Here is a 22,042-nt window from a genome sequence, read left to right as displayed (position 1 = left end):
TGAGTTTCTCGGCTTAAATCTCTAATAAATCTCATAAGTCTCTTGTTTTCTTGACTTTTGTTTTAGCTTATTCTACTTTTTATTATGTGTAATTTATTTTACATAAGCACTTAAATAAGTTTTATATTAAATAACTAATTTTACTGATAAAAAATAATTTTAATCTACTAATAAAATTTGCAATTTAATTTTAATCCTATATTTTTATAAGTAAACTCAACATTAATTTAAAAGTTGATAATTGTATTACGGTAAAGTCATGAGTAGTTTAAAATCATAGTTGCACAAAATCATATTCTAATACTTATAATCGAAGATAGGGTTAAGTTAATTTCTGAGTATTAGTAAGCCTAAATTGTTAATTAAAAGTTCATTGCCTTATTCTTGTGAAAGAAATGCTTAAGAATACTCAAGTTAAGTGCTAAGCAATTATGATTAGTAGAGAGACTTAGCGATGACAGAATATTACTATCGTAATATTCAATTTTATAGTTGGTCGGTTACTGTAGTTACAAATATTATTCCGGTAAGTAATAGAGCTATTCCTAAGCTTGCATCTTTTGTGAGAGGATTTGCTTTTATACTAAATTAATGCATCTGTGAGTATGAAGGAAGCGATCGCTCGTGAATTTAGGAAAACTCCTGCAAGCGCATCAACCCTTAAGCTTAATTCTCACAGAACAAGTACGTGATGGAAGAGGAAATTTTTAACCAACAGATTGAGGCGGCACAACAGCGCCTGCACGAGCTGTGGCAGCGTACTAGGGAATCCTCATCCCTTCCGCATCCGCAGGAAACACTGACAATGGAGGCTTTGCAGGAACTCTCCACGGTTTTGGAAGAATTGCAGGTGGCTACAGAGGAGTTGCAGCAACGCAACGAACAACTTGCGATCGCCTGCGAGACTGTAAAAGCAGAACGCCAGCGCTACCAAGAGCTATTTGAGTTTGCCCCAGACGGGTACATCGTGACGAATACCTCTGGAATCGTTCAGGAGGCTAACCGCACGGCGGCGTCTTTGCTGAACCGAACCCAAAATTCTCTAATCGGCAAACCGATGGCGATTTTTGTGGCTAAGGAAGATCGCAAAACCTTTAGGGATATATTGACCGAATTGAATCACTTCCCGCAGTTGCACGACTGGGAAGTGCGCGTACAACCCTCAAAAGGTCAGTCGTTCCCAGCTGCACTGAACGTGGCTGCGATACGCGATCGCTGCGGCAATTTAATCGGTTTGCGCTGGCTAGTACGTGACATCACCGAACGCCACAAACAGGCGGAACAAACCCGAAAAGCACTAGAACAAGAAAAAGAACTTAGCAATCTCAAATCTCGCTTCATCAGGGCTGCATCTCATGAATTCCGCACGCCACTGACAATTATCTCTATGTCTGCTGAATTACTGGAACGCTACAAACACAAATTATCTGACGTACAAAAAGACTCGCATTTCCAGAAAATAAGAGCCGCTAGCAAACAAATGGCTCGGTTGTTAAACGACATCCTCCTTCTTGATAAAACAGAGGCTGGTAAGTTAGAGATTAATCCCATACCGCTAGATTTAGTAGAGTTTAGCCGCGAGTTGGTGGAAGAATTGCAACTTAGCATAGGCTCCCAACACGCGATTACTTTTATTCATCAAGGGCAGTGTGCTAACGCCTACCTGGATAAAAAGCTGCTGCGACAAATTATTGACCATTTGCTTTCAAATGCAATTAAATATTCTCCTAGAGGTGGCAAAGTTCATTTTGAACTTATCTGTCAGGATCGTGAGGCAATCTTCCAAATTCAGGACGAGGGAATAGGAATCCCAAAAGAGGACCAACGACGCTTGTTTGAGCGATTCCATCGAGGAACGAATGTCGGCACAATCTCTGGTACAGGGCTGGGATTGACAATCGTTAAAGAGTGTGTTGATTTACACGATGGTGCGATCGCTGTCGAAAGTGAAGTTGGCAGCGGCACGACTTTTACTGTTAAGTTGCCGCTCAATCACCTGAATCAAAACCGATAAGTAAAGATTATTTGATGTGCTTCATCATCGATTTTTTATCCTATTAGCTTAATTAGTGTTTCCAGGTAGCTCTGGAGGCTCGTTTGGTGAAGACTGAGCCGTCGTATCAATTGTTTTTATCGTCTCATTTGGTTGAGAAGTGTCTTGTCGCTGCGTCGCCTCAGAAAACTTTTCTTTAGCAATCCCAGTCACCGTTTCAGTTGTGTCTTTGACTTGCTCAGCAATATTTTGAGCGCTGCGCTTTAGCGCTTCTAAATCATCCTGAGTTTTCTTATAGTCTTCTCTCAGTAACTCTGCGGCTTGACTCATTTTTTGATTAAGTCCCTGGGTGTACTGTTGCGGAGTTTGGACGATGGCATCCGCGACAAGCGCTCGTTTACTACCCGTGCTAGAAATAGCTTCTACCGGGAGCAAATAAACACCATTCAAAACACCGCGCCAACCACTAGAAACAAATAAGTAATTAACAACAGCGCCGGTTTTAGGATTGAAGAGATAGTCTATAATTTTGCCAGCTTTGTTGCCAGCGTCAGTCCACACCTCATGTCCAATTAAAGAAATTTTCTGAATTGGTGTTTCGGGTTCAATAACTTCTGGAGTGTTGTTGACGATAATACTATCGGTGCCAATCGTAGTAATTTGCTCCCACCTAAACACCTGTTTCAGACTACCCAAAAATCCTGACTTGCAGCTAAACCCTACGACTTGGTGAGATTGAGAATTTAGCCACAATTGCTCTACCCGACCGACTTCTTCTGCTGTACTGCGATCGAGTACCAGCCGATTGAGTAAGTCACTTTGTCTAATTATCTGTGGTTGCGCGTTCATGACCAAAATCCTTAGAGATTAATCCAGTTGGCAATCTATGCTGCTTTAGATTAACAAGAGTCGGGAAGCGATCGCCTCAAACTTAGCTTTCTTGTAAACGTTTCCTAATCAAAGTGTGAGTTGAGATTAAGCCCAGAAAACCAACCTAATAAAGCAAAAGTTGGGTTTCGCTGACGCTCCACCCAACCTAAGATAATTCTTAACTAAGATCATTCTCAACTGAACGAGATTGTCACCAGAGCGATCGCTCTTTACGCTCTTCAGTGACCCAGCTAGTTTTCCTGTGCCCCGACGGTCTCTACAGCCCTATCTCGCGGCAGCAGGCGGCAACGCTAAGCGTGGTGATGTCGGGGGATAAGTGCGTGGCGTGTGACCGTTCTGGGAGGCTTTTGGGGGCGCATCCTGAAGTAAAACGTCCCGAATCAACCGCGCCGCCACTCGCTGCACCAAACCCCCGGCAATTTTTTGACCCATGCGCTGAGTTTCTGGCTTCATCAGCAATTGGGGAATCACGGGTAGCAGTTGCATCGCGTCAAATCCGCTCGTTTCCTGGAGAATATCCCAGATCCGTTTAATATGCTCCAGACTGGCGGGCGTTTCTGCCGACGGCGGTGCCTCATTCACTGTCATCCCCACCCGTTCGCGTAGCGAATACGTGACATTTTGGAAGGTGCGGCGTCCCAGCGAATCGATACCCTTCACAATTTCATCCGTTAGGTGTTCCCGGATAAATGCACCCCGCTCTGAGAACAGAAAATCTAGAGTCTGGTTCAATACCTGAGTCAGGTCATAATCGTCACTGAAACGGGCATTTTTTAACAGATTTTCCAGACGATTCCAGCGGAAACTGCCGTCTTTGAACAGGAGGTCGCGCAGAGATGCCCGCAATTCCGGGGAAGGGTCTGTCAAGAGGCGCTTGGCAACGTAGGGATACGCTTTACTGAGAACTTTAAAATTGGGATCGACATTAATCGCAATCCCCTCTAACGTGACCAGAGACCGGATAATCAGCGCGTAGTAGGCTGGAACGCGGAAGGGATACTCATACATCAACGCCGACATATCATCGGTGATGCTCTTAAAGTTCATCTCCGCGACACTAGCTCCCAGCGCGTTGCTGAAGACCTTGGAAAGGGCTGGGATAATTGGGGTCAGGTCAGTATCAGGGGTTAAAAACTCTAGATTCACGTAGTCGCGGGCTAAGCCTTCAAAGTCCCGGTTGACCATGTGAACCACGGCTTCAATTAAGCCATACCGCTGATAAGGTTTGACATCGCTCATCATGCCGAAGTCCAGATAAGCAAGTTGACCATCAGTCGTCGCTAACAAGTTACCTGGATGGGGGTCAGCGTGGAAAAAGCCATGTTCTAGCAATTGCCGCAACGAACACTGAACGCCAACCTCGATTAAATGAACGGCATCAATTCCCTGAGCGCGGAGTGCCTCTGGCTGGGTCAATTTGGTGCCGTTAATCCACTCCATTGTCAGGACGCGACGCTGGGTGTATTCCCAGTAAATCTTGGGAATGTAAATATCTTGTAAGTGACCGTATAGAGAGGCAAAGCGCTCGGCGTTGTGACCCTCTTGGGTATAGTCCATCTCTTCATAGATGCGGGTGCCAAATTCATCCATGATGGAGACGAGGTCGCTCCGCACCTGTTTGAGATTTCTCTGTGCCCACCCGGCAAGGGTACGGAGGATGTAAATATCTAGGGCAATGTTTTCTCTTAAGCCGGGACGCTGCACCTTCACCGCAACAGTTTCGCCAGTCTTGAGCTTGCCTTTGTAGACTTGTCCCAAGGAGGCAGCGGCTACCGGGGTGGGGGAGAGTTCGGCGTAAATTTGTTCGGGGCGATCGCCTAATTCTTCCTCAATAAACCGATAAGCTAATTCATTGGGAAAAGGTGGCAGTTGGTCTTGCAGGTGACTTAGTTCGTCTAAATAAGTCGTCGGAACTAAGTCTGGTCGGGTCGAGAGCGCTTGCCCCACCTTAATATAGGCGGGTCCCAGTCTCGTGATGATTGTCCGCAATCGAATTGCCCGTTTCCGCTCGTTCTTGGGAACGCTACCTGTTTGCTTGTCCCACCACAAACTCAGTCCAAAGCGGAGTATCGGCACCAGAATATTGAACAATCGCCCCCAAACTTGGAATGGACGCCTCCGGTAGTAATCGGTAATGGCGACGGGGTCGTAGCGCAGTTCTTCTGCTTGGATATAGGCGGTTTGGGCATCTACGGCTGCTGGATATTGCTCTGCTGTCGGCGTCAGCTCATACTCCACCACGACCGCCTCTCCTGGCGCGGCGGACGCTGTCTGGGCAGGTTTCATCACACCTGTTGTAGAAATGCGATCGCTTGCGTCTGTCCGATGTGACATAGGGGAGACTCTTTTAACATTCATAAGCTTGGGAACCGACTCAGAGCAACTCTGTTAAGTATTGTAACAATAAGTAGGGGAAGCGCCAGGACAAGGTATTCCGGCTCTAGCTGGGGACAATGCCAGTTCGGTCAATTTCCCGCTACCCTGAAAAAGTTTCGGGACTTAAAACTAAACACTAAACTAAGTTTGGTAGCCCAGTACCTTTTTTAAATAACTCGCACAGCATCAAATGCTTCGCACTTGCCATTGTTCATTGGGTTGCCACTGCCTGCCCTCTTCCCTCAAGGTGAATTTTGCTCCATGCTCCTGTCCCTACGGATTGAAAACTTTGCCTTGATTGACCATCTGGAGCTGGAATTTGGCTCTGGATTGAATGTTCTGACCGGCGAAACCGGCGCGGGAAAGTCGATTATCCTGGATGCGATTGACGCCGCCTTGGGCGGAAAAGTCAGCAAATGGTCGATTCGCACGGGTAGCGATCGCGCTTTGGTGGAAGCCACCTTCAAGGTTGACCGAGTTGTGACCGAGTGGCTCTCCGAACAAGAGATCGAGCTGCTGGATGATACAGCCGTGGTTTGTTGTCGGGAGATTGCCTGTCTGCAAGGAAGCCTCCGCAGCCGCTCTCGCGTCAATGGCGTTCTGGTCAATCGGCAATTAATGGATCGCCTGCGCGATCGCTTAGTAGAAATTACTGCCCAAGGTCAAACCGTGCAACTCGTGGCACCCGCGCTTCAGCGAGAGTTACTGGATGTTTATGGCGGCGAGGCGGTGCTACAGCAACGCTCAGTCGTTCAAGCTGCCTATCTCGACTGCCAACAAGCACGAGATCGCCTAGACAAACGCCGTCAGTCCGAGCAGCAACGCTTGCAACGGCTCGATTTGCTACAGTATCAAGCCCAAGAATTAACTGCCGCTAATTTGAGCGAACCGGATGAGCCAGAACAGCTCGAACAAGAACGCCAGCGCTTAAGTCATGTGGTGGAGTTACAACAGCTGAGTTATCAGGTGTATCAAGCTCTTTATCAAAATGATGCGGGGGAGTCAGCGGGTGCAGACTTATTAGGTCAAGCTGAAGCCACGCTGATTGATATGGTAACGTATGATGCCACGCTGCAACCCGTTCTGGATATGGTGAGTACGGCTCTGGCGCAAGTGGTGGAAGCCGGACAGCAAATTAATGCTTACGGTGCTTCTTTAGAAGCCGATCCCCAGCGACTGGCGGAAGTAGAAGAGCGCATCCGCACCCTGAAGCAGATTTGCCGCAAGTATGGCCCGACGTTAGGGGAAGCGATCGCCTACAGTCAGAGCATCCAAGCTGAACTCGCTCTCCTCACCGATAGCGGTCACTCTCTCGAAGAACTGGAAAAATTCTATTCTCAATGTCATGAAATCTTGATATCTGCGGCTGACCAGTTGACCGCTTTGCGCGGCGTTGCTGCTAGCGAACTAGAAAACAGACTCGTGGCAGAACTCAAGCCTTTAGCGATGGAAAAGGTGCAGTTTCAAGTCAAAATTGCCCCTTGTCCCCCAACCGCAGCAGGTGCCGACGCGATCGCCTTTTATTTTAGCCCCAACCCAGGCGAACCCCTGCAACCGCTGTCTGCTACTGCCTCTGGGGGGGAAATGAGCCGCTTCCTGCTGGCGCTGAAAGCTTGTTTCTCGCAACTGGAAGCCGCCGGAACCCTAATTTTTGACGAAATCGATGCCGGGGTGTCCGGACGGGTTGCCCAAGCGATCGCTGAGAAACTCCACCAACTTTCTCAGGGACATCAAGTTCTTTGCGTTACTCACCAACCCCTCGTCGCCGCAATGGCTGACCGCCATTTCCGCGTCGATAAACACGTCGTTGAAGGAAGCCAGAAGCCAGATCCCTCCAAGAAGGCTGGGAAAAAGAGCGAAGTCTCAACAACCAACGCCGAAGCAATTCATCCAACCCTCCCCTTAGAGAGAGCAATTCAAGGACTCCGGGAAGAAGACCCGACATCTTACATCCTTCAGGCTTCCGAACGCACGGTTGTCCGCGTCAGCGTGCTTGACAATCACCAGACTCGCCGCCAAGAATTAGCAACACTAGCTGGGGGACATTCTGCCAAAGATGCGATCGCTTTTGCAGAGTCCTTGCTAGCTCAAGCCGCAGTCAAACATAATGGACGCAAGACCAAGAACAACAAATAAATAACCTGCCCTCTATCCAACCCCAAAACAAAGAGTAAACTGTTGAGTAAGTAGTATGGCATTTGCTCACTAGGCACAAAAAGTTTGGCTGTTAAATTTGTAGGATAATTCCACCGCCTCGTACCTCGCTCAAATTCAGGCATCTGAAAAAATCTATGACACCTTCATCTACCAAAATGCATGGTTGGAACGATACAGACAGGGTGATTGATGTTGTTCCCCACGATGAAAATCAAACAGGAAATCAAATTCCCCAAACCCCTACAAATATTCCTACTGGTACGGGTGGTGCATTAGCCACAAAAGAAGGAAGTTTTACGGCACTTCTTGCCCCACTGAATAAGGAAACTTTCAAAGAAGTCGTCACAGGTGTCGAAGAAAAACTTCAGGTAGTCAATCAAACCCTGTCGATGTTGACTGATAGTCAGGGGTTTGATGCCATTCTTCAAGAAATGTTGAATGCCATTACCTTAAAAACCGGAGAATTACTCGGCGCAGATCGCACAACCATCTATTTACTGGATGAAGAAAAGAACCAACTCTGGTCAATTCTTGCTGAAGGCGCAGAGGGGCGACCTTTAGAGTTGCGGATTCCGGCAGATAAAGGCATTGCCGGTGAGGTAGCAACCCATAAAAAAAGTATTAATATTCCCTTTGATTTTTACGAAGATCCGCGCTCTGCGTTCGCCAAAAAGAAAGACCAAGAAAATGGCTATCGCACCTATACGATGTTGACTTTACCTCTGGTAAACGAAGAGGGAAATTTAGTCGCTGTCGTTCAATTAATTAATAAATTAAATTTACCAAATCAGCCAGGAAAGCCGTTAGGGGAAAGAATCGATCTCAATGGTTTTACTTCAAAAGATGAAAGAATTTTTGCAGAATTTGCGCCTTCCATTCGCCTGATTCTAGAAAGTTCCCGCTCTTTTTACATGGCAACGCAGAGACAGCGGGCTTCTGATGCTTTGATGAAGGCGACTCGATCCTTAAGCCAAAGCAATCTCGACTTAGAAGATACCCTGAACCGGGTGATGCATGAAGCCCAGGAGCTGATGAATGCAGATCGTAGCACCCTGTGGCTGTTAGATAGCGATCGCCATGACTTGTGGACAAGAATCCCTCTTTCCGACGGTTCCATGCGAGAACTGCGAGTGCCAGTCGGAAAAGGTTATGTCGGGAAAGTTGCTGAATCCGGCAAACCCCTGAATATCTCCTTTGACCTCTATGCCGATCCAGATTCTGAAGTGTCTAAACAAGTCGATCAGGCAAATGGCTATCGTACTTGTAGCTTATTATGTATGCCAATCTTTAACGCTGACAAAGCGTTGATTGGTGTCACCCAACTTGTAAATAAGAAAAAACAGGGAGAATTTCCCCCTTATAATCCGGAAACTTGGCCCGAACCTCCCGAATGCTGGAAGGCAAGCTTTAATCAAAGTGATGAAGCTTTCATGGAAGCATTTAATATTCAAGCCGGTGTAGCGCTGCAAAATGCCAAATTGTTTGCTACGGTCAAACAGCAAGAACAAATGCAGCGTGATATTCTCCGCAGCCTTTCTAATGGAGTTCTCTCTACTGATAAATCCGGTCAGATTATTGCAGCGAATGAAAGCGCTAAGCGACTCTTAGGATTTAAAAATGAAGACCATATAGAAGGTAGAAAAATTGCCGATCTAATCCGCATCAAAGAAGGTGACTTTTCTAAATGGTTTAAAGCTGCGATAGACGCCGCTGAAGAAAAAAGCCGCCAGCAATACTACCCCGATCAAACTCTGCTCTCTACAGAAGAAGAACAACATAGCGTTCACCTGTCAATTAACTCCATTGCAGATGCCAGCGACAATAACAACGTCTACGGTGCCTTGGTAGTCATGGATGACATCTCTCAGGAGAAACGGCTCAAGAGTACGATGTACCGCTACATGACTCAAGAATTGGCAGAACAGTTAATCAATAGCGGTGATGCCAAACTAGGGGGCGATAAAAAAGAAGTTTCCATCTTGTTCTCAGATATTCGCAGCTACACCACCTTAACTGAAAGTATGAATGCAGAAGACGTGGTGCAGATGCTCAATGAATATTTTGAGTCGATGGTAGACGCTGTTTTTACACACAAAGGCACCCTCGATAAATATATTGGCGATGCCATTATGGCAGTCTTTGGTTCTCCCTTACCCTTGCCGGATCATGCCTGGATGTCGGTACAAACAGCCGTCGAAATGCGTCATCGTTTGACAGAATTTAATGCCTGTCGCCAAGACATCGGATTCCCAACGTTTAAGATTGGGATTGGGATTAATTCCGGTACGGTAATTAGCGGTAATATTGGCTCCAGTAAGCGCATGGAGTTCACCGCAATTGGTGACGAAGTGAATTTGGGATCTCGCTTAGAAGGTGCTAGCAAACAATATGGTTGCGATATTGTAATTAGCGAAAGCACTTATCAGCCTTGCAAGAATCTGATTTGGGCAAGAGAACTTGATTGTATTCGAGTCAAAGGTAAGACTACGCCAGTGAATATCTATGAACTGGTGGGACTGCGGGACGAGAAAATCTCAGATCAAAAGCAAATGACGATCGAGCTTTACCATAAAGGACGCGAGTATTACCTAAATCGCAAGTTTACTCGCGCAATGGGTGAGTTTGGTACCATTCTGGAAGAAATTGACAAAAACGACAAAGCGGCTGCTTTGCACCTGAAACGCTGTCAGTTGTTTCTCCAAGAACCGCCTCCTGATAACTGGGATGGGGTTTTCACGTTGACGGAAAAGTAGGAATGGCTAATGGCTAATCTCAAGCCTCTATTTTTGCGATGAGCTATCAGCAAAATCACCCTGGAATCGGATAAGTGTAACCGTCTTAAATGATTCCTGAAGGCGAGATCCCCGACTTCGAGAGAGAAGTTGGGGATGTGAACCAATGGCATCGTGTTGGTGACTAATTTTAACCAACAAGTATTCGCTACGCTAACACTTCTAGTTTGAGGGAGTGGAAATTAAATTTCAGTTGAACAATTTGAATTAATAAAACTGCCAACAATCTGGCGCAGTTGCTCAGCCTCAAAGGGTTTTGTCAAATATTCAGTTGCACCCGCCAGACGCCCCTGTACTTTATCAAAAACTCCGTCTCGGGCTGTCAGCATGATGATGGGTAGCTCGCTAAATTGCGGTAAACTCCGGACTGTGCGGCAGAGTTCTAAGCCGTCTACCCCTGGCATGGAAACATCCAGTAATAAAATTGAAATCTGCTGGTGGTAAATCACCGATAAGGCATCTACTGCATTATCTGCCACCAAAACTTTGTAGTCTCTTTCTAGGGCACGTTTGATCAGCGTCTGCATGACGCTACTATCATCCACTGCTAGGATAGTCGGTATATCACTCAAAGTTGAAGACATCTTCTTTACCCAGTTTTTAGTATACAAAAACCTACAATCATTGAATTCGGTTCAAAGGCGATTAAAAAGCCCAATCCAAATTATTCTAACGTCAGCCCCAGTAGGTAAGAGAGCATCGCTTTCCTTTGTCAGAATACATCTATCCTGTCCAGCTATTCTTAATTTAAGGCTTTTCTAGTTTCGTTGAGTTTTTTAGGACTCCTTATTAATAAATGTTTGTTCAATGTTTGTCTATCTCAAAATGCTTTACAAAAATTGAATTTTATTAAAATAAACATTCTACTATATGCACTATAGCTTGAGGATTATTGCTCAGTGAATAGAAGAATTACGGGAATATAGTTAAATAATTGTAACAAGAAAACAAACTGAAGCTGCATTTGTTTTGTAAAGATAAAAATACTAAAAGAGCGGATGGGGTGTTTGTTAATCAAAAAATATCAGTCTGTGATAGAAATATATCCTCGACGGGAATCCTAGATAGAGAAGGTTCTGCCAAGTTGCTCTAGAAAGGCTTCGTTAGCAGGCTGCAAGCAGAAGCGCGATCGCATTTCTGCTTGCAGCCAAAAACCTAGCTTTCCCTAAAGACGGATGGTGGCTTGGCAATTGCGGTGAAGAGGGTATTGCCTACCTAAACTTTACGCGGTTGTTTCTTTTAGTCTGTGGCTGGCATCAACTAACCTAACTTAAGCGATGCAGTATCAAAGATTAAGTTCAGTAACTAAATAAGGGAACATCTACATCATATAACTTTCAATAAAGCTTCTCATAGAGGCAAAGGGAAAGTAAGTCTCAAAGACTGCCTTCATCATCCGGTTTTAATAAAAGTAAACATTTATACAGCCAGCTCCTAAAAAGTGCAGCATTCGCAGAAAAGGGCGCTTAACATGAACGCAAGAATACCTGGAAACGGAGCAATCCCGCTCGATGCTCTGCGATGGTGTCCGCTACTCGACTCTATCCCCGATCGCATCAGCGTTACGGCTCCTCCGGAGCTAGCGTATCTTCAAATATCTGTAGCTGCTTTCGACGATCTGACTCGTTTAGCGGCCTATATTTGCCAGACGAAGATGGCTTTGCTCAGCTTTATGGATGGTAAACAACATTGGCTTCAGTCAAAATGGGGCATTTCCACTCTAGATACTGACCCCTATGTTGCTTTCTGCACTTATGCGATCCTGCAACCAGAAATCTGCGAATGCGAGTTGATGCTCGTTCGGGATACCCTGTCTGATAAACGGTTTGCTAGCCATGCCTTAGTGAAATCCGACCCAAAACTCCGATTTTATGCGGGTGTGCCCTTAATCACATCTGAGGGCGTAATGGTAGGGGTGCTATCTGCGCTCGATGATGTGCCGCGAGATTTAAGCCGGGAACAGCAGGAAGCACTGGGGACATTAGGAAGGCAAGCGATCGCTCACTTACAACTGGGAAAAAACTTAACAAACCTCGAACAAATTATCATCAATCAACAGCAAACTGAAGCAGCACTTCAGGAGAAAGAAACCCGATTTCAGTTGGGACGAGCAGCTTCTGGCACTAACATTGAGGATTTTAATCTTTTGACAGGTGAAGGAATCGCTCCAACAGGATCTGATAATTTAGAGGGGCTATTGGGTTTAGTTCCGGGCACTGACGCAACTCAGGAATGCTTCCTAAAATGGGTTCATCCTGAAGATCGGGAACTTGTCGCTGGGGCGATCGCTGACTCTATTCAGGGTAAAACAGACCACGAGATTGAATTCCGCATTGTCTGTCCTGATGGCAGTATCCGCTGGCTAGCGGGAAAAGGCAAAGTTCTTTACAGCGAAACGGCAACAACGGTTCGCACGATCGGCACAGTTATGGATATCACCAAACGTCAGCAAACTGAAGATGCCTTGCGTCGAGCCGCCGCAGAAAATCTGAAACTGGCACAAGCTGTAAAGTCAGTTTCAGATGGAGTTGTCATCGTCGATCCCCATCAACTAGATTGCCCGATTGTTTACGCGAACCCAGCTTTCACCCGAATTACTGGGTATCAGCCAGAGGAAGCGATTGGTCGTAACTGCCGGTTTTTGCAAGGTGCCGATACCGATCCAGAAGCGATCGCAAAAATTAGGAATGCGATCGCTCAAGCGAGAGAAGTTAAAGTCACGCTGCTAAACTATCGCAAAGATGGTCAACCTTTCTGGAACCAATTAAAAATTTCGCCCGTGTTCTCAGATAATGGCGATTTACTTTACTTGGTTGGCATTCAGACAGACATCACGCTCTCCAAGCGAGCCGAGACAGCGCTTCTGAAGAGCAAAACTCGTCTTCAGTTGCTTAACAGCATCTCGACTAAAACCCGATCTGGTTTGTCGATAGAGCAAATAATTGAGCGCACGCTCAAACAAATTAGCGAATATTTCCCTTATCTGCGAATAGCTTACTCAACGATTAATCACCAAGGTATCTTGACAGTAATTTCCTCCATCGAGCCGCTAGGAATGCCGAAACTCTCAGGAGCGGTGGTTGACCTCACTGCGGCTCCGGAATATCTCAATGCCTTGCAGATGGGCGAATCATTCATCTGTAACGATGTTACCCAAGACTTCCGGCTAGCACCTCTCACTGATGTCCTGCTGGCAGTCCAAACTCAGTCTATGCTTGACGTACCGTTTCCGTATTCCGACCAGTTAGTAGGCTTGCTGTGCTTTGACTCGCCGCAACCATACAAATGGAGCGAACATGAGCTAGCCACCTTAACTGATATTGCCGGATACTTGATGATTACCATCAAAGACGCTCATGCACAACAAGAGCGTCAGCGAGCTGAATTTGCACTGTCTGAATCCCTCAAAGAAGTGGCAGACATCAAGTTTGCACTCGCTCAATCTTCAATCGTGGCAGTCACTGACTCGATCGGAAAGATTAACTATGTAAACGATAAATTCTGCGAAATTTCTCAATACTCCAAAGAGGAACTGCTCGGACAAAATCACCGCATCATCAATTCTGACTATCACCCCAAGGAATTTTTTCAGCAGATGTGGGCAACCATCAGTAGTTGCAGCGTCTGGCATGGCGAAATCAGAAATCGAGCCAAAGACGGAACTTGTTACTGGGTAGATACCACCATTGTGCCCGTCTTAAATTCCGATGGAAAACCCGTTGAATATGTAGCAATCTGTCAAGACATCACTGAGCGCAAAAGGGCAGAAGAATTACGACGGCAGAGCGAACAGCGCTTTCGCGCTTTAGCTGAAGTGATTCCGCAACAGGTATGGACGGCACAGCCAGATGGCGCACTCGATTATGTGAACCAGCGCGTTCTAGAATATTTCAAACGCACCTTCGAGGAAATGGTGGGCTGGGGATGGCAAGATGTGCTGCATCCGGAGGATGTGCCGGGGTGTATTGCCCGCTGGAGTCATTCTCTCTTTACGGGAGAGCCTTACGAAGTTGAATTTCGCCTGCTGAATTCGGCTGAGGGAAACTATCGCTGGCACTTGGGACGGGCGGTACCCGTGCATGATAACGAAGGCAGGATCGTCAGTTGGTTTGGGACGAACACGGATATCGACGAGCGCAAGCGGCAAGAGGAGGAGCGCATCCAGCTTTTGGCGAGGGAACAGGCGGCACGCGAGGCGGCTGTCAACAGCGAGAACCGCACTCGGAACATTTTGGAAAGTATTACCGATGCTTTCTTTACTTTAGATACCGAGTGGCGATTCACCTATTTGAACTCGCGGGCAGAGCAGCTTTTGTTTAGAAGCAAAGATGAGTTGATTAATCAGTGTATTTGGGATGAGTTTCCAGAAGCAGTCACTTCTAATTTTTATCAGGAGTACCAGCGGGCAGTTGCCAATCAAGTAACGGTTCACTTTGAGGTGTTCTACGAGCCGCTGGAGTCGTGGTTTGAAGTGCGGGGCTATCCCTATCAAGATGGTCTATCGGTTTATTTCCGGGATGTTACAGGTCGCAAACAGTCAGAAGCAGCACTGATGGAGCGATCGCGCCTCTCGACCCTAGAAGCAGAAATCGGTACTGCCTTGGGTGCATCTGGCTCTTTAGCGGAAAGCCTCAATCACTGTACGGAAGCAATGGTGCAGCATCTTGATGCAACTTTTGCTTGTATCTGGACATTTAACCAAAAACTTAACCGTTTGGAATTGCAAGCAACGACAAGGGTTGATCGAGAGAGCGAATTGTATTGGCAAGATTTGTTGGCTCAGCGTCACCAGGTTCTAGACGGTACCCTCGTCGGGTTCGTCGCTCAAACTCGTCAACCCTACCTGACTCAGGATAGTAATTATCGGTCTGGGGGCGGGTTGGAAGCCCGCTTGTACGATGATGTTGTCGCTGAAAGCTGTTTGCGAATTCCCGAAAGCTATTTAGCAACCTATCCCCTGATTGTCGAAGAGCGACTGGTGGGCGTCATGGCTGTATGCAGCAGCCAACGTTTTAGCGAAGCCGCTCATCAAGTCTTAGGGTGGGTCGTCAACGCGATCGCGATCGCCATCGATCGGTCTTGGGCGAAAGAAGCCCTCTCAGCACGTCGGGAAGCCTTGCTGTTCCGATTAGCAAGCCAGATTCGAGATTCCCTCGATCTGGATACCATCCTGGGAACCGCCGTCAATGAGATTCGCGGTTTGTTGCAAGTTGACCAATGTCAGTATTTGTGGTGCTGGGCGCAGTCCAATCAGGCGAGTCTGACCGTAACTCACGAAGCGACAACAGACGGGAGTAGACCGAGTTTGCTCTCCGAGTGTCCCCCAGAAAAACTCGATCCCCTAAGCGACAAAATCCGCAAACTTCAGACTTTGCGGGTTGACGATCTGACAAGCGATCGCAGCCTAAATGCCGAGGATGGAGAAATGCAAATCGTACCTCTACTGAGCAATTTGGGCGTTCGTTCGGTGCTGCTGCTACCTTTGAAAACCCACGCCGGTCATTTAGGCGCGATTGTCTGTAGTCATAGCAGTGGATCCCGTCCCTGGCTTGACAGCGAAATTGAGCTACTGCAAGGCGTCGTGGATCAGCTAGCGATCGCCATTGACCAAGCCGAACTCTACGCCCAAAGCCGTGCCGCCGCCCGTGCCGCGCAAACCCAGACGCAACAACTAGAGCAAGCATTGCACAATCTCAAACAAGCTCAATCTCAGCTGATTCAGACCGAAAAAATGTCCAGCTTGGGTCAAATGGTCGCCGGTATCGCCCACGAAATCAACAACCCAGTCAATTTCATCACCGGCAACCTCAGCCACACCAGCGACTACATTCAAGACCTACTCGATCTCGTACACCTCTATCAACAGCACTACACCAATCCCGTTCCCGCAATTCAAGCGCAAGAAGAAGAGATTGATTTAGACTTCATCATTGATGACTTGCCCAAAATGCTATCTTCCATGCAAATGGGCGCTGACCGCATCCGTCAGATTGTCTTGTCACTGCGGAACTTCTCTCGTCTGGATGAAGCTGAAATGAAGCCGGTCGATATCCACGAGGGAATCGACAATAGTTTGCTCATTCTCCATAGCCGTCTGAAACCCAATGGCGCTTACGGCGGGATTCAAGTCTTGAAGGAGTACGGCAATCTTCCCTTAGTCGATTGCTACGCCGGTCAGCTCAATCAAGTGTTCATGAACATTCTCAGCAATGCGATTGATGCCCTCGACAGCCAACCCGAACCAAGGAAAATTACTATCGCCACCGAAATCCGTAATCGTCTAACGGGTAATGAGGAAGAGACTGGAAGCCCTAACACGTCGCTGACGCCAATCACCGAAGATCCATTACCAATGACCAAGAACCAAGTCGTTGTGATTCGGATTCGAGACAATGGCCCAGGAATGCCAGAGAACGTTATCAAGCGTCTGTTTGACCCCTTCTTTACCACCAAGCCAGTCGGCAAGGGAACTGGTTTGGGGCTATCCATTAGCTACCAAATTGTGGTGGAGAAACATGGCGGAATGCTCAAGTGCGTGTCAGAACCAGGACAGGGAGCAGAGTTTTGGATTGAAATTCCTATGATTCCTTGCCTGTAACTACTCAACACAACTAAGCGTTGCCCTTGCCGAGGAATGCATCTGCCGCTAAAGCGATCGCCCTCTTGTATTCAGTAAGCTATTTACTCGTCCTACCAGGGAAGTTTAATGAGAAGGAGATTCCGTGTCATTTCAAAGACAATTTAATGAAGCTCTCATACAGCGTTTTATACAACTCATCGGGACTCATACAGGCTTACAGATTCGTCCGCAAGAGCGAGAAGCTTTATGTGAAAAAATTTGCTTCCGGATGAACGTCATTTCTATCTATCTTCCTGAGGCTTATTACCAATTATTAGAAATCGATACTTATCAAAGTCAGGGCGAATGGCAAGAACTAGCGAATTTGTTAACAATTGGCGAAAGTTACTTTTTTCGAGACAGAGGTCAGTTTTCTTTATTAAGACATCAAATTTTACCGCGATTGATAGCCGCTAAGAAACAAACAAAAACTCTGCGGATTTGGAGCGCGGGATGCTCAACTGGCGAAGAACCTTATTCTCTAGCTATTCTCCTCACCGAACTCATTCCAGATTGGGAAAGCTGGAATCTCTATATTTTAGGAACAGATATCAATCAAGAGTCTATCAATAAAGCAAAACAAGGAGTTTATAGTTCTTGGTCATTTCGATTGTTAGACCAGAAACTACAAAGCTGCTACTTTGAGCCACATGGGACGGAATGGAGAATTAACAACAACATTCAAAACATAGTTAATTTCAAAACTGTCAATTTAGTTAAAACGCCCTTTCCTAATTTATTGTTAGATGTTCAAAATATTGATTTAATTCTTTGTCGAAATGTCTTTGTTTATTTTGATAAACCTGCTATTTCACTTGTTGTCAATAAATTTTACAATACTTTACAACCAGAAGGATATCTTTTGACGGCTCATGCTGAACTTCAGGGGATAGATATCAGCTTATTTCACACGGAGTCGTTTCCCGAATCAACGATCTATCAACGCCCTAAGGAGACGTTTGGAGGGAAGCTTTCAAAGAAGAAAGCAAAAGTTTATTCTGACACTGAAGAACCAATACTTTGCCCATCTTCCCTAGCAGCAAATAAGGTGAAAATAGAACTAGCACACTTAGTTTCTAAAAATTACTCTCTGGTGCCAATAAAAGACAAAATTAGTAACGAAGTCAATGAATGCAAACGCTTATCCAATCTTGAAATCAGCGAGAAATCGGCGAATAATTCAAGCTTTCAGGCATTTCTCTGTGAAGCTAAAACCCTTTTTAAACAGAAGTATTATCCCTCAGCAATTCAAAAAACAGAGCAAGCGATCGCTTTGGCACCCAAAAACTTTGACTCTTACTATCTGATGGCTCAAATATATGCCAACTTAGGTGAATATGACAAGGCAGTTCACTACTGCCAACTAGCACTTAAAATCGATTCTCTTTCTGAAAAACCTTTATACCTACTCGCCCATATTGCGGAAGAACGGGGGGATGTTGAAGAAGCTAAAAGTTTATTAAAAAAAATTATTTACTTAGTGCCTTCATCTATCTCGGCATATCTGGAAATTAGCGGCATTTACGAACTAGAAGGAAATCTTTCTAGAGCTTTAAAAATGCGAACAGTTGCTTTAGAAATTTTAAAAAAATTACCTCAAGAATCGATAGTTGAATCCCAAGAAAAAATGACCGTTGGAGAATTGATCGTACACATCCAAAAAATGTTACAACCACAGTTATAATCTCTATGGAATATAAACAATATATTATTTTCAGCTTGAATGCTTCCCTTTATGGAGTAGAAGCATTTTCAGTACAAGAGATTTTCTTTCTCCCAGAGTTAACGCCAATCGTAGAAGCACCTCCTGAAATGGTAGGAGTGCTTAATCTCCGGGGTGAAATCTTACCAGTTATGGATCTTCATTTTCGCCTGGGGTACGGATTCCCAGAATATCGCCTTACGGATAGTGTAATTGTTCTGGTATGTCAGGGATTTAGATTTGGCATTATTGTCAATGAAGTTCATGACGTGCAGAAGATTTACACTAATGCGATCGCGGCAGATTTTTCCTATAAACGAAAAATCGCGAATCAACCCCATTTTGTTACGGGGATTGCCAATTTAGAGGCAGATATCGTGATGTTACTAAACCCGGAAAAGCTTCTCCAATCTACAGAACAAATTGAAACATTAATTACAGGAAAAACATCGCTAAATCCAGAAACAAAAGCTGATAGTGCCTTTGGTTCTCACAAAGAGAGATGCCTATTTTTCTCCAATAAAACCTCAGAAGAAATAGCGATTTTCCAGGAACGGGCAGAAAATTTAAGGCGACAAGCGGAGAACCAAGATTTTACGGGAAGCCGCCCGATGGCAGTGATTAATTTAAATGGTGAATATTTTGGGGTGGATTTGGGGAACGTGCGCGAATTTACTGATATTCGCAAAGTTACTCCGATTCCTTGTTGCCCAGCTTATATTGTCGGCAATATGAATTTGCGGGGTGAGATTTTGACATTAATCGATATTCGTGGGGTATTAAATTTACCATTGGGTAATTTAGAGAATACAGCAAAGGCGATGGTTGCTTGCATCGACGATCTAGTGGCTGGTTTGATAGTTGATGAGGTATTGGATGTAATGTATTTGCACCTGTCGGAGATGATGCCAGTACCTGCCGCAGCCCGTTCTGTTAAGGAAGAATACCTCCGAGGAACGGTTGCTTACGGCGAAAAGATGATAGCTATTTTAGATCTACCCAAAATCCTGATGCAAGCAGGGTTGATGGTTGATGAAGAAGTGTGATTAGTTGTTAAATTCCATTGCCCAGAAAGCTTTAATGCTGGTTGAGAAAGCAACCCAGGCGGCATCGCTAACATTAGAAGGGGCAGCGATGCTGAGAAGAGCGAAAGCCGCTATCTAACAGGTTGTTGGAGCGCTGAAGGCTCCCAATCAGCAAGCCAAAGACACCGGCGGCATTACTCAACCGATTGGCACTTAAAACCTCAACAAAGCTGCGTTGAGATTCGAGGCAGTCATTTGGTTAATCTGTATGCGGCTGGTTAGCAGCGTGAATAAATATCATTTCTATATTTTAAGTTTTTTAAACTCTTAACACTCCTAGAGCGGAAGAGGGATTAATAATAAGAGCCGTTCTAACACAGAACTAAGTATGTATAGATTTTTAAAAAAATTCCAAAGAGTATTTTCTTGGTGGATTATAGAGATGTTAGGCGCAGGTTTAACTAAGAAATTTTACATTTCCTAAACAATCCTCTCTTTGGCAATTCAATTTTTTAGGAGAACCTGCCCTAAGAAGAATTTATCACCAGTATTTATACTAATCCTCTAGGTATATTAAATTTAAAAACGAAAAGTCAGAAAAAGGGTAAATTAGCTACAGTGTTTTAAGTTACTAACTGTCTCTCACTCCTTGCATCGCCCTGAGCGATCGCTATCCAGCAAGTTATGGTGGCTTGACTGAGGAAACAAAAAAATACTAGTACGAGCAAAATCAAACTTAGCGACAAAATCTAAACAAAGCTGACTTCAATCTTTACCCAATCGTCGAATTTAATAATGCAGGATAAGTCTGATGTTTAAAAGTTTATCTTTACAATCTCGATTAATCGGCTCATTTTTACTAATGGGTCTAATTGTATTAGTGGTTGCTCTCGTAGGTTGGAGCGGAGCTACTCGGCTGGGCGACCATATTAATACACTGGGGAATAATACTTTGCCTAGCGTAACTGGATTGTGGAAAATCAATGAAGGACAGACCCAAATCCAGTCATCGGAACGAGCGCTACTCAATACATTTTTGAAAACCGAAAATCGCCAGTTTGAATTGAATAGAATTAAAAATGCTAAAGCGCAGATTGATGAAGGGTTTAAACAATATGAGTCAGTTTCACAGACTGCCGACGAAAAAAAGCTCTATCAAAAATTTCTTGGGGACTGGAAAAGGTGGCAGCAAGACCATGAAAGATTCCTGGGTATTTATCAACAATTTGCCAAACTGGGCGTCTTAGATCCTGCGAATCGGCTGGCTGAGCTTGTAAGTCAGGAGAGGCAGACTTCACCAGAATTTGCACGGGCAAAAGCGGCGGATGCCCTGCTGGACGAACTTAGCGAACTGGCAGCAAATGAAGAACTAAACTCATTTAACACAGCCACAGAATCGGTGCTAGCAGTTGTGGAATACAACCAGAACTTTGGGGAAGCAGCCCAGAAGGTAGCAGAAACAGATGTGGCTCAAACCTCTTTTTGGGTGTTTGTTGGGATGATTCTTGGCCCCCTGACTGCGATTATTTTTGGTGTTTTCTTCAGCATCACGATTGCTAAGCCGCTCGGTGCCAAAATATCTGGCATTGTCAACACGATTGTCACTTCTTCATCAGAAATCGCTGCCACGGTAGAGCAACAAGAACGCACGGCAGCTCAACAAGCGGCGTCTGTAAATCAAACCACGATCACGATGGATGAGTTGGGTGCTTCATCCCAGCAATCAGCAGAGCAAGCCGAGGCAGCAGCAACTGGATCGCGGCAAGTGCTGTCGCTGACGGAGGGTGGAAGCCAAGCCGTCGGGCGAACTTTGGAGGAAATGGCACTGCTCAAGGATAGAGTGGGAGCGATCGCTTCTCAAATTCTCCGTCTATCCGAGCAAACGAATCAAATCGGTAATATCTCTGGCTTGGTGAGTGACTTAGCCAACCAAACGAATATGCTGGCACTGAATGCAGCCGTTGAAGCTGTTCGAGCAGGCGAACACGGCAAAGGCTTTGCGGTGGTGGCGGCAGAAATTCGCAAACTGGCAGAACAAAGTAAGAAATCTGCCGGAAAGATTAACGTCCTGGTTAGCGATATTCAAAACGCGATCAATGTCACGGTGATGGTGACGGATGAAGGGACGAAAACGGTGGAAGCTGGGGTGAAAACTGCTCAGGGCACAGCACAAGCATTCACCGGCGTGGCTGATGCCATCGAAAATATCGCCATAAACAGTCAACAAATTTCGCTTTCTGCCAAACAACAAGCGATCGCGATTCAACAAGTCGTTGATGCAATGAGCAGCCTTAATGTCGCAGCTAAAGAAAATGCCAGTGGCATTACTCAAACTAAAATCGGCATCCAAAGATTGAATGAAGCGGCTCTGAACCTCAAGTCAGTGGTGTAGCGAATCCTATAGCAATCCGTGCAAAAGTCGTAAAATTATCTGCTCCTTTTTCTCTCTTACTTGGCGTCCTAAGCTTCCCCTTGCTTTGCTAGAGC

General features: G+C 45.6%; 10 protein-coding genes. 7 read left to right on the top strand and 3 right to left on the bottom strand.

Features of this window, described 5'->3' with window-relative positions; all coding sequences use genetic code 11:
* The first annotated feature begins 691 nt into the window (after nucleotides 1–691).
* On the top strand, nucleotides 692–2,014 hold the full coding sequence (locus NC997_RS22305; protein WP_190525038.1) for an ATP-binding protein: 1,323 nt from the start codon (nucleotides 692–694) through the stop codon (nucleotides 2,012–2,014).
* Nucleotides 2,015–2,062: 48 nt separating this feature from the next.
* Here the strand turns inward: NC997_RS22305 and NC997_RS22300 are convergent, their stop codons facing one another.
* Together NC997_RS22300 and NC997_RS22295 are read right to left on the bottom strand one after the other, a co-directional pair.
* Complete coding sequence (locus NC997_RS22300; protein WP_190525037.1) at nucleotides 2,063–2,842, bottom strand: PRC-barrel domain-containing protein; 780 nt, start codon at nucleotides 2,840–2,842, stop codon at nucleotides 2,063–2,065.
* 306 nt (nucleotides 2,843–3,148) lie between these two features.
* Nucleotides 3,149–5,242: an AarF/ABC1/UbiB kinase family protein gene (locus tag NC997_RS22295; RefSeq protein ID WP_190437672.1), complete on the bottom strand. Its 2,094-nt coding sequence runs from the start codon at nucleotides 5,240–5,242 to the stop codon at nucleotides 3,149–3,151.
* A gap of 279 nt (nucleotides 5,243–5,521) precedes the next feature.
* Between NC997_RS22295 and recN the strand changes: the two genes are divergently transcribed.
* Together recN and NC997_RS22285 are read left to right on the top strand one after the other, a co-directional pair.
* Nucleotides 5,522–7,396, top strand: coding sequence for a DNA repair protein RecN (gene recN / locus NC997_RS22290; protein WP_190525035.1), 1,875 nt, complete (start codon nucleotides 5,522–5,524; stop codon nucleotides 7,394–7,396).
* A gap of 155 nt (nucleotides 7,397–7,551) precedes the next feature.
* Complete coding sequence (locus NC997_RS22285; protein WP_242031251.1) at nucleotides 7,552–10,170, top strand: adenylate/guanylate cyclase domain-containing protein; 2,619 nt, start codon at nucleotides 7,552–7,554, stop codon at nucleotides 10,168–10,170.
* Between the two features lie 221 nt (nucleotides 10,171–10,391).
* Here the strand turns inward: NC997_RS22285 and NC997_RS22280 are convergent, their stop codons facing one another.
* Nucleotides 10,392–10,793 carry a response regulator gene (locus NC997_RS22280; RefSeq protein WP_190413546.1) on the bottom strand — a complete coding sequence of 134 codons (402 nt, stop codon included), beginning with the start codon at nucleotides 10,791–10,793 and terminating at the stop codon, nucleotides 10,392–10,394.
* An 887-nt stretch (nucleotides 10,794–11,680) separates the two neighbouring features.
* Between NC997_RS22280 and NC997_RS22275 the strand changes: the two genes are divergently transcribed.
* The 4 genes from NC997_RS22275 (at nucleotide 11,681) to NC997_RS22260 (ending at nucleotide 21,947) form a co-directional block, all read left to right on the top strand.
* Nucleotides 11,681–16,807 (top strand): PAS domain S-box protein, encoded by a 5,127-nt coding sequence (locus NC997_RS22275; RefSeq protein ID WP_190525032.1) that lies wholly within the window; start codon nucleotides 11,681–11,683, stop codon nucleotides 16,805–16,807.
* Between the two features lie 124 nt (nucleotides 16,808–16,931).
* Nucleotides 16,932–18,512: a CheR family methyltransferase gene (locus NC997_RS22270; protein ID WP_190525031.1), complete on the top strand. Its 1,581-nt coding sequence runs from the start codon at nucleotides 16,932–16,934 to the stop codon at nucleotides 18,510–18,512.
* A gap of 5 nt (nucleotides 18,513–18,517) precedes the next feature.
* Complete coding sequence (locus NC997_RS22265; protein WP_190525028.1) at nucleotides 18,518–19,576, top strand: chemotaxis protein CheW; 1,059 nt, start codon at nucleotides 18,518–18,520, stop codon at nucleotides 19,574–19,576.
* 790 nt (nucleotides 19,577–20,366) lie between these two features.
* Nucleotides 20,367–21,947 carry a methyl-accepting chemotaxis protein gene (locus NC997_RS22260; protein WP_190525026.1) on the top strand — a complete coding sequence of 527 codons (1,581 nt, stop codon included), beginning with the start codon at nucleotides 20,367–20,369 and terminating at the stop codon, nucleotides 21,945–21,947.
* Nucleotides 21,948–22,042: the final 95 nt, after the last annotated feature.

This window comes from Trichocoleus sp. DQ-A2 (genome assembly GCF_039961915.1).
Classification (GTDB): Bacteria; Cyanobacteriota; Cyanobacteriia; order Cyanobacteriales; family FACHB-T130; genus FACHB-T130.
This window is presented reverse-complemented; position numbering and strand designations above follow the sequence as displayed.

Bases quoted from the DNA above. Each gene is read 5' to 3' on its own strand.
- NC997_RS22265 (WP_190525028.1), top strand. From the start codon at position 18,518: ATGGAATATAAACAATATATTATTTTCAGCTTGAATGCTTCCCTTTAT.
- recN (WP_190525035.1), top strand. From the start codon at position 5,522: ATGCTCCTGTCCCTACGGATTGAAAACTTTGCCTTGATTGACCATCTG.
- NC997_RS22295 (WP_190437672.1), bottom strand. From the start codon at position 5,242: ATGAATGTTAAAAGAGTCTCCCCTATGTCACATCGGACAGACGCAAGC.
- NC997_RS22275 (WP_190525032.1), top strand. From the start codon at position 11,681: ATGAACGCAAGAATACCTGGAAACGGAGCAATCCCGCTCGATGCTCTG.
- NC997_RS22305 (WP_190525038.1), top strand. From the start codon at position 692: ATGGAAGAGGAAATTTTTAACCAACAGATTGAGGCGGCACAACAGCGC.
- NC997_RS22300 (WP_190525037.1), bottom strand. From the start codon at position 2,842: ATGAACGCGCAACCACAGATAATTAGACAAAGTGACTTACTCAATCGG.
- NC997_RS22285 (WP_242031251.1), top strand. From the start codon at position 7,552: ATGACACCTTCATCTACCAAAATGCATGGTTGGAACGATACAGACAGG.
- NC997_RS22260 (WP_190525026.1), top strand. From the start codon at position 20,367: ATGTTTAAAAGTTTATCTTTACAATCTCGATTAATCGGCTCATTTTTA.
- NC997_RS22280 (WP_190413546.1), bottom strand. From the start codon at position 10,793: ATGTCTTCAACTTTGAGTGATATACCGACTATCCTAGCAGTGGATGAT.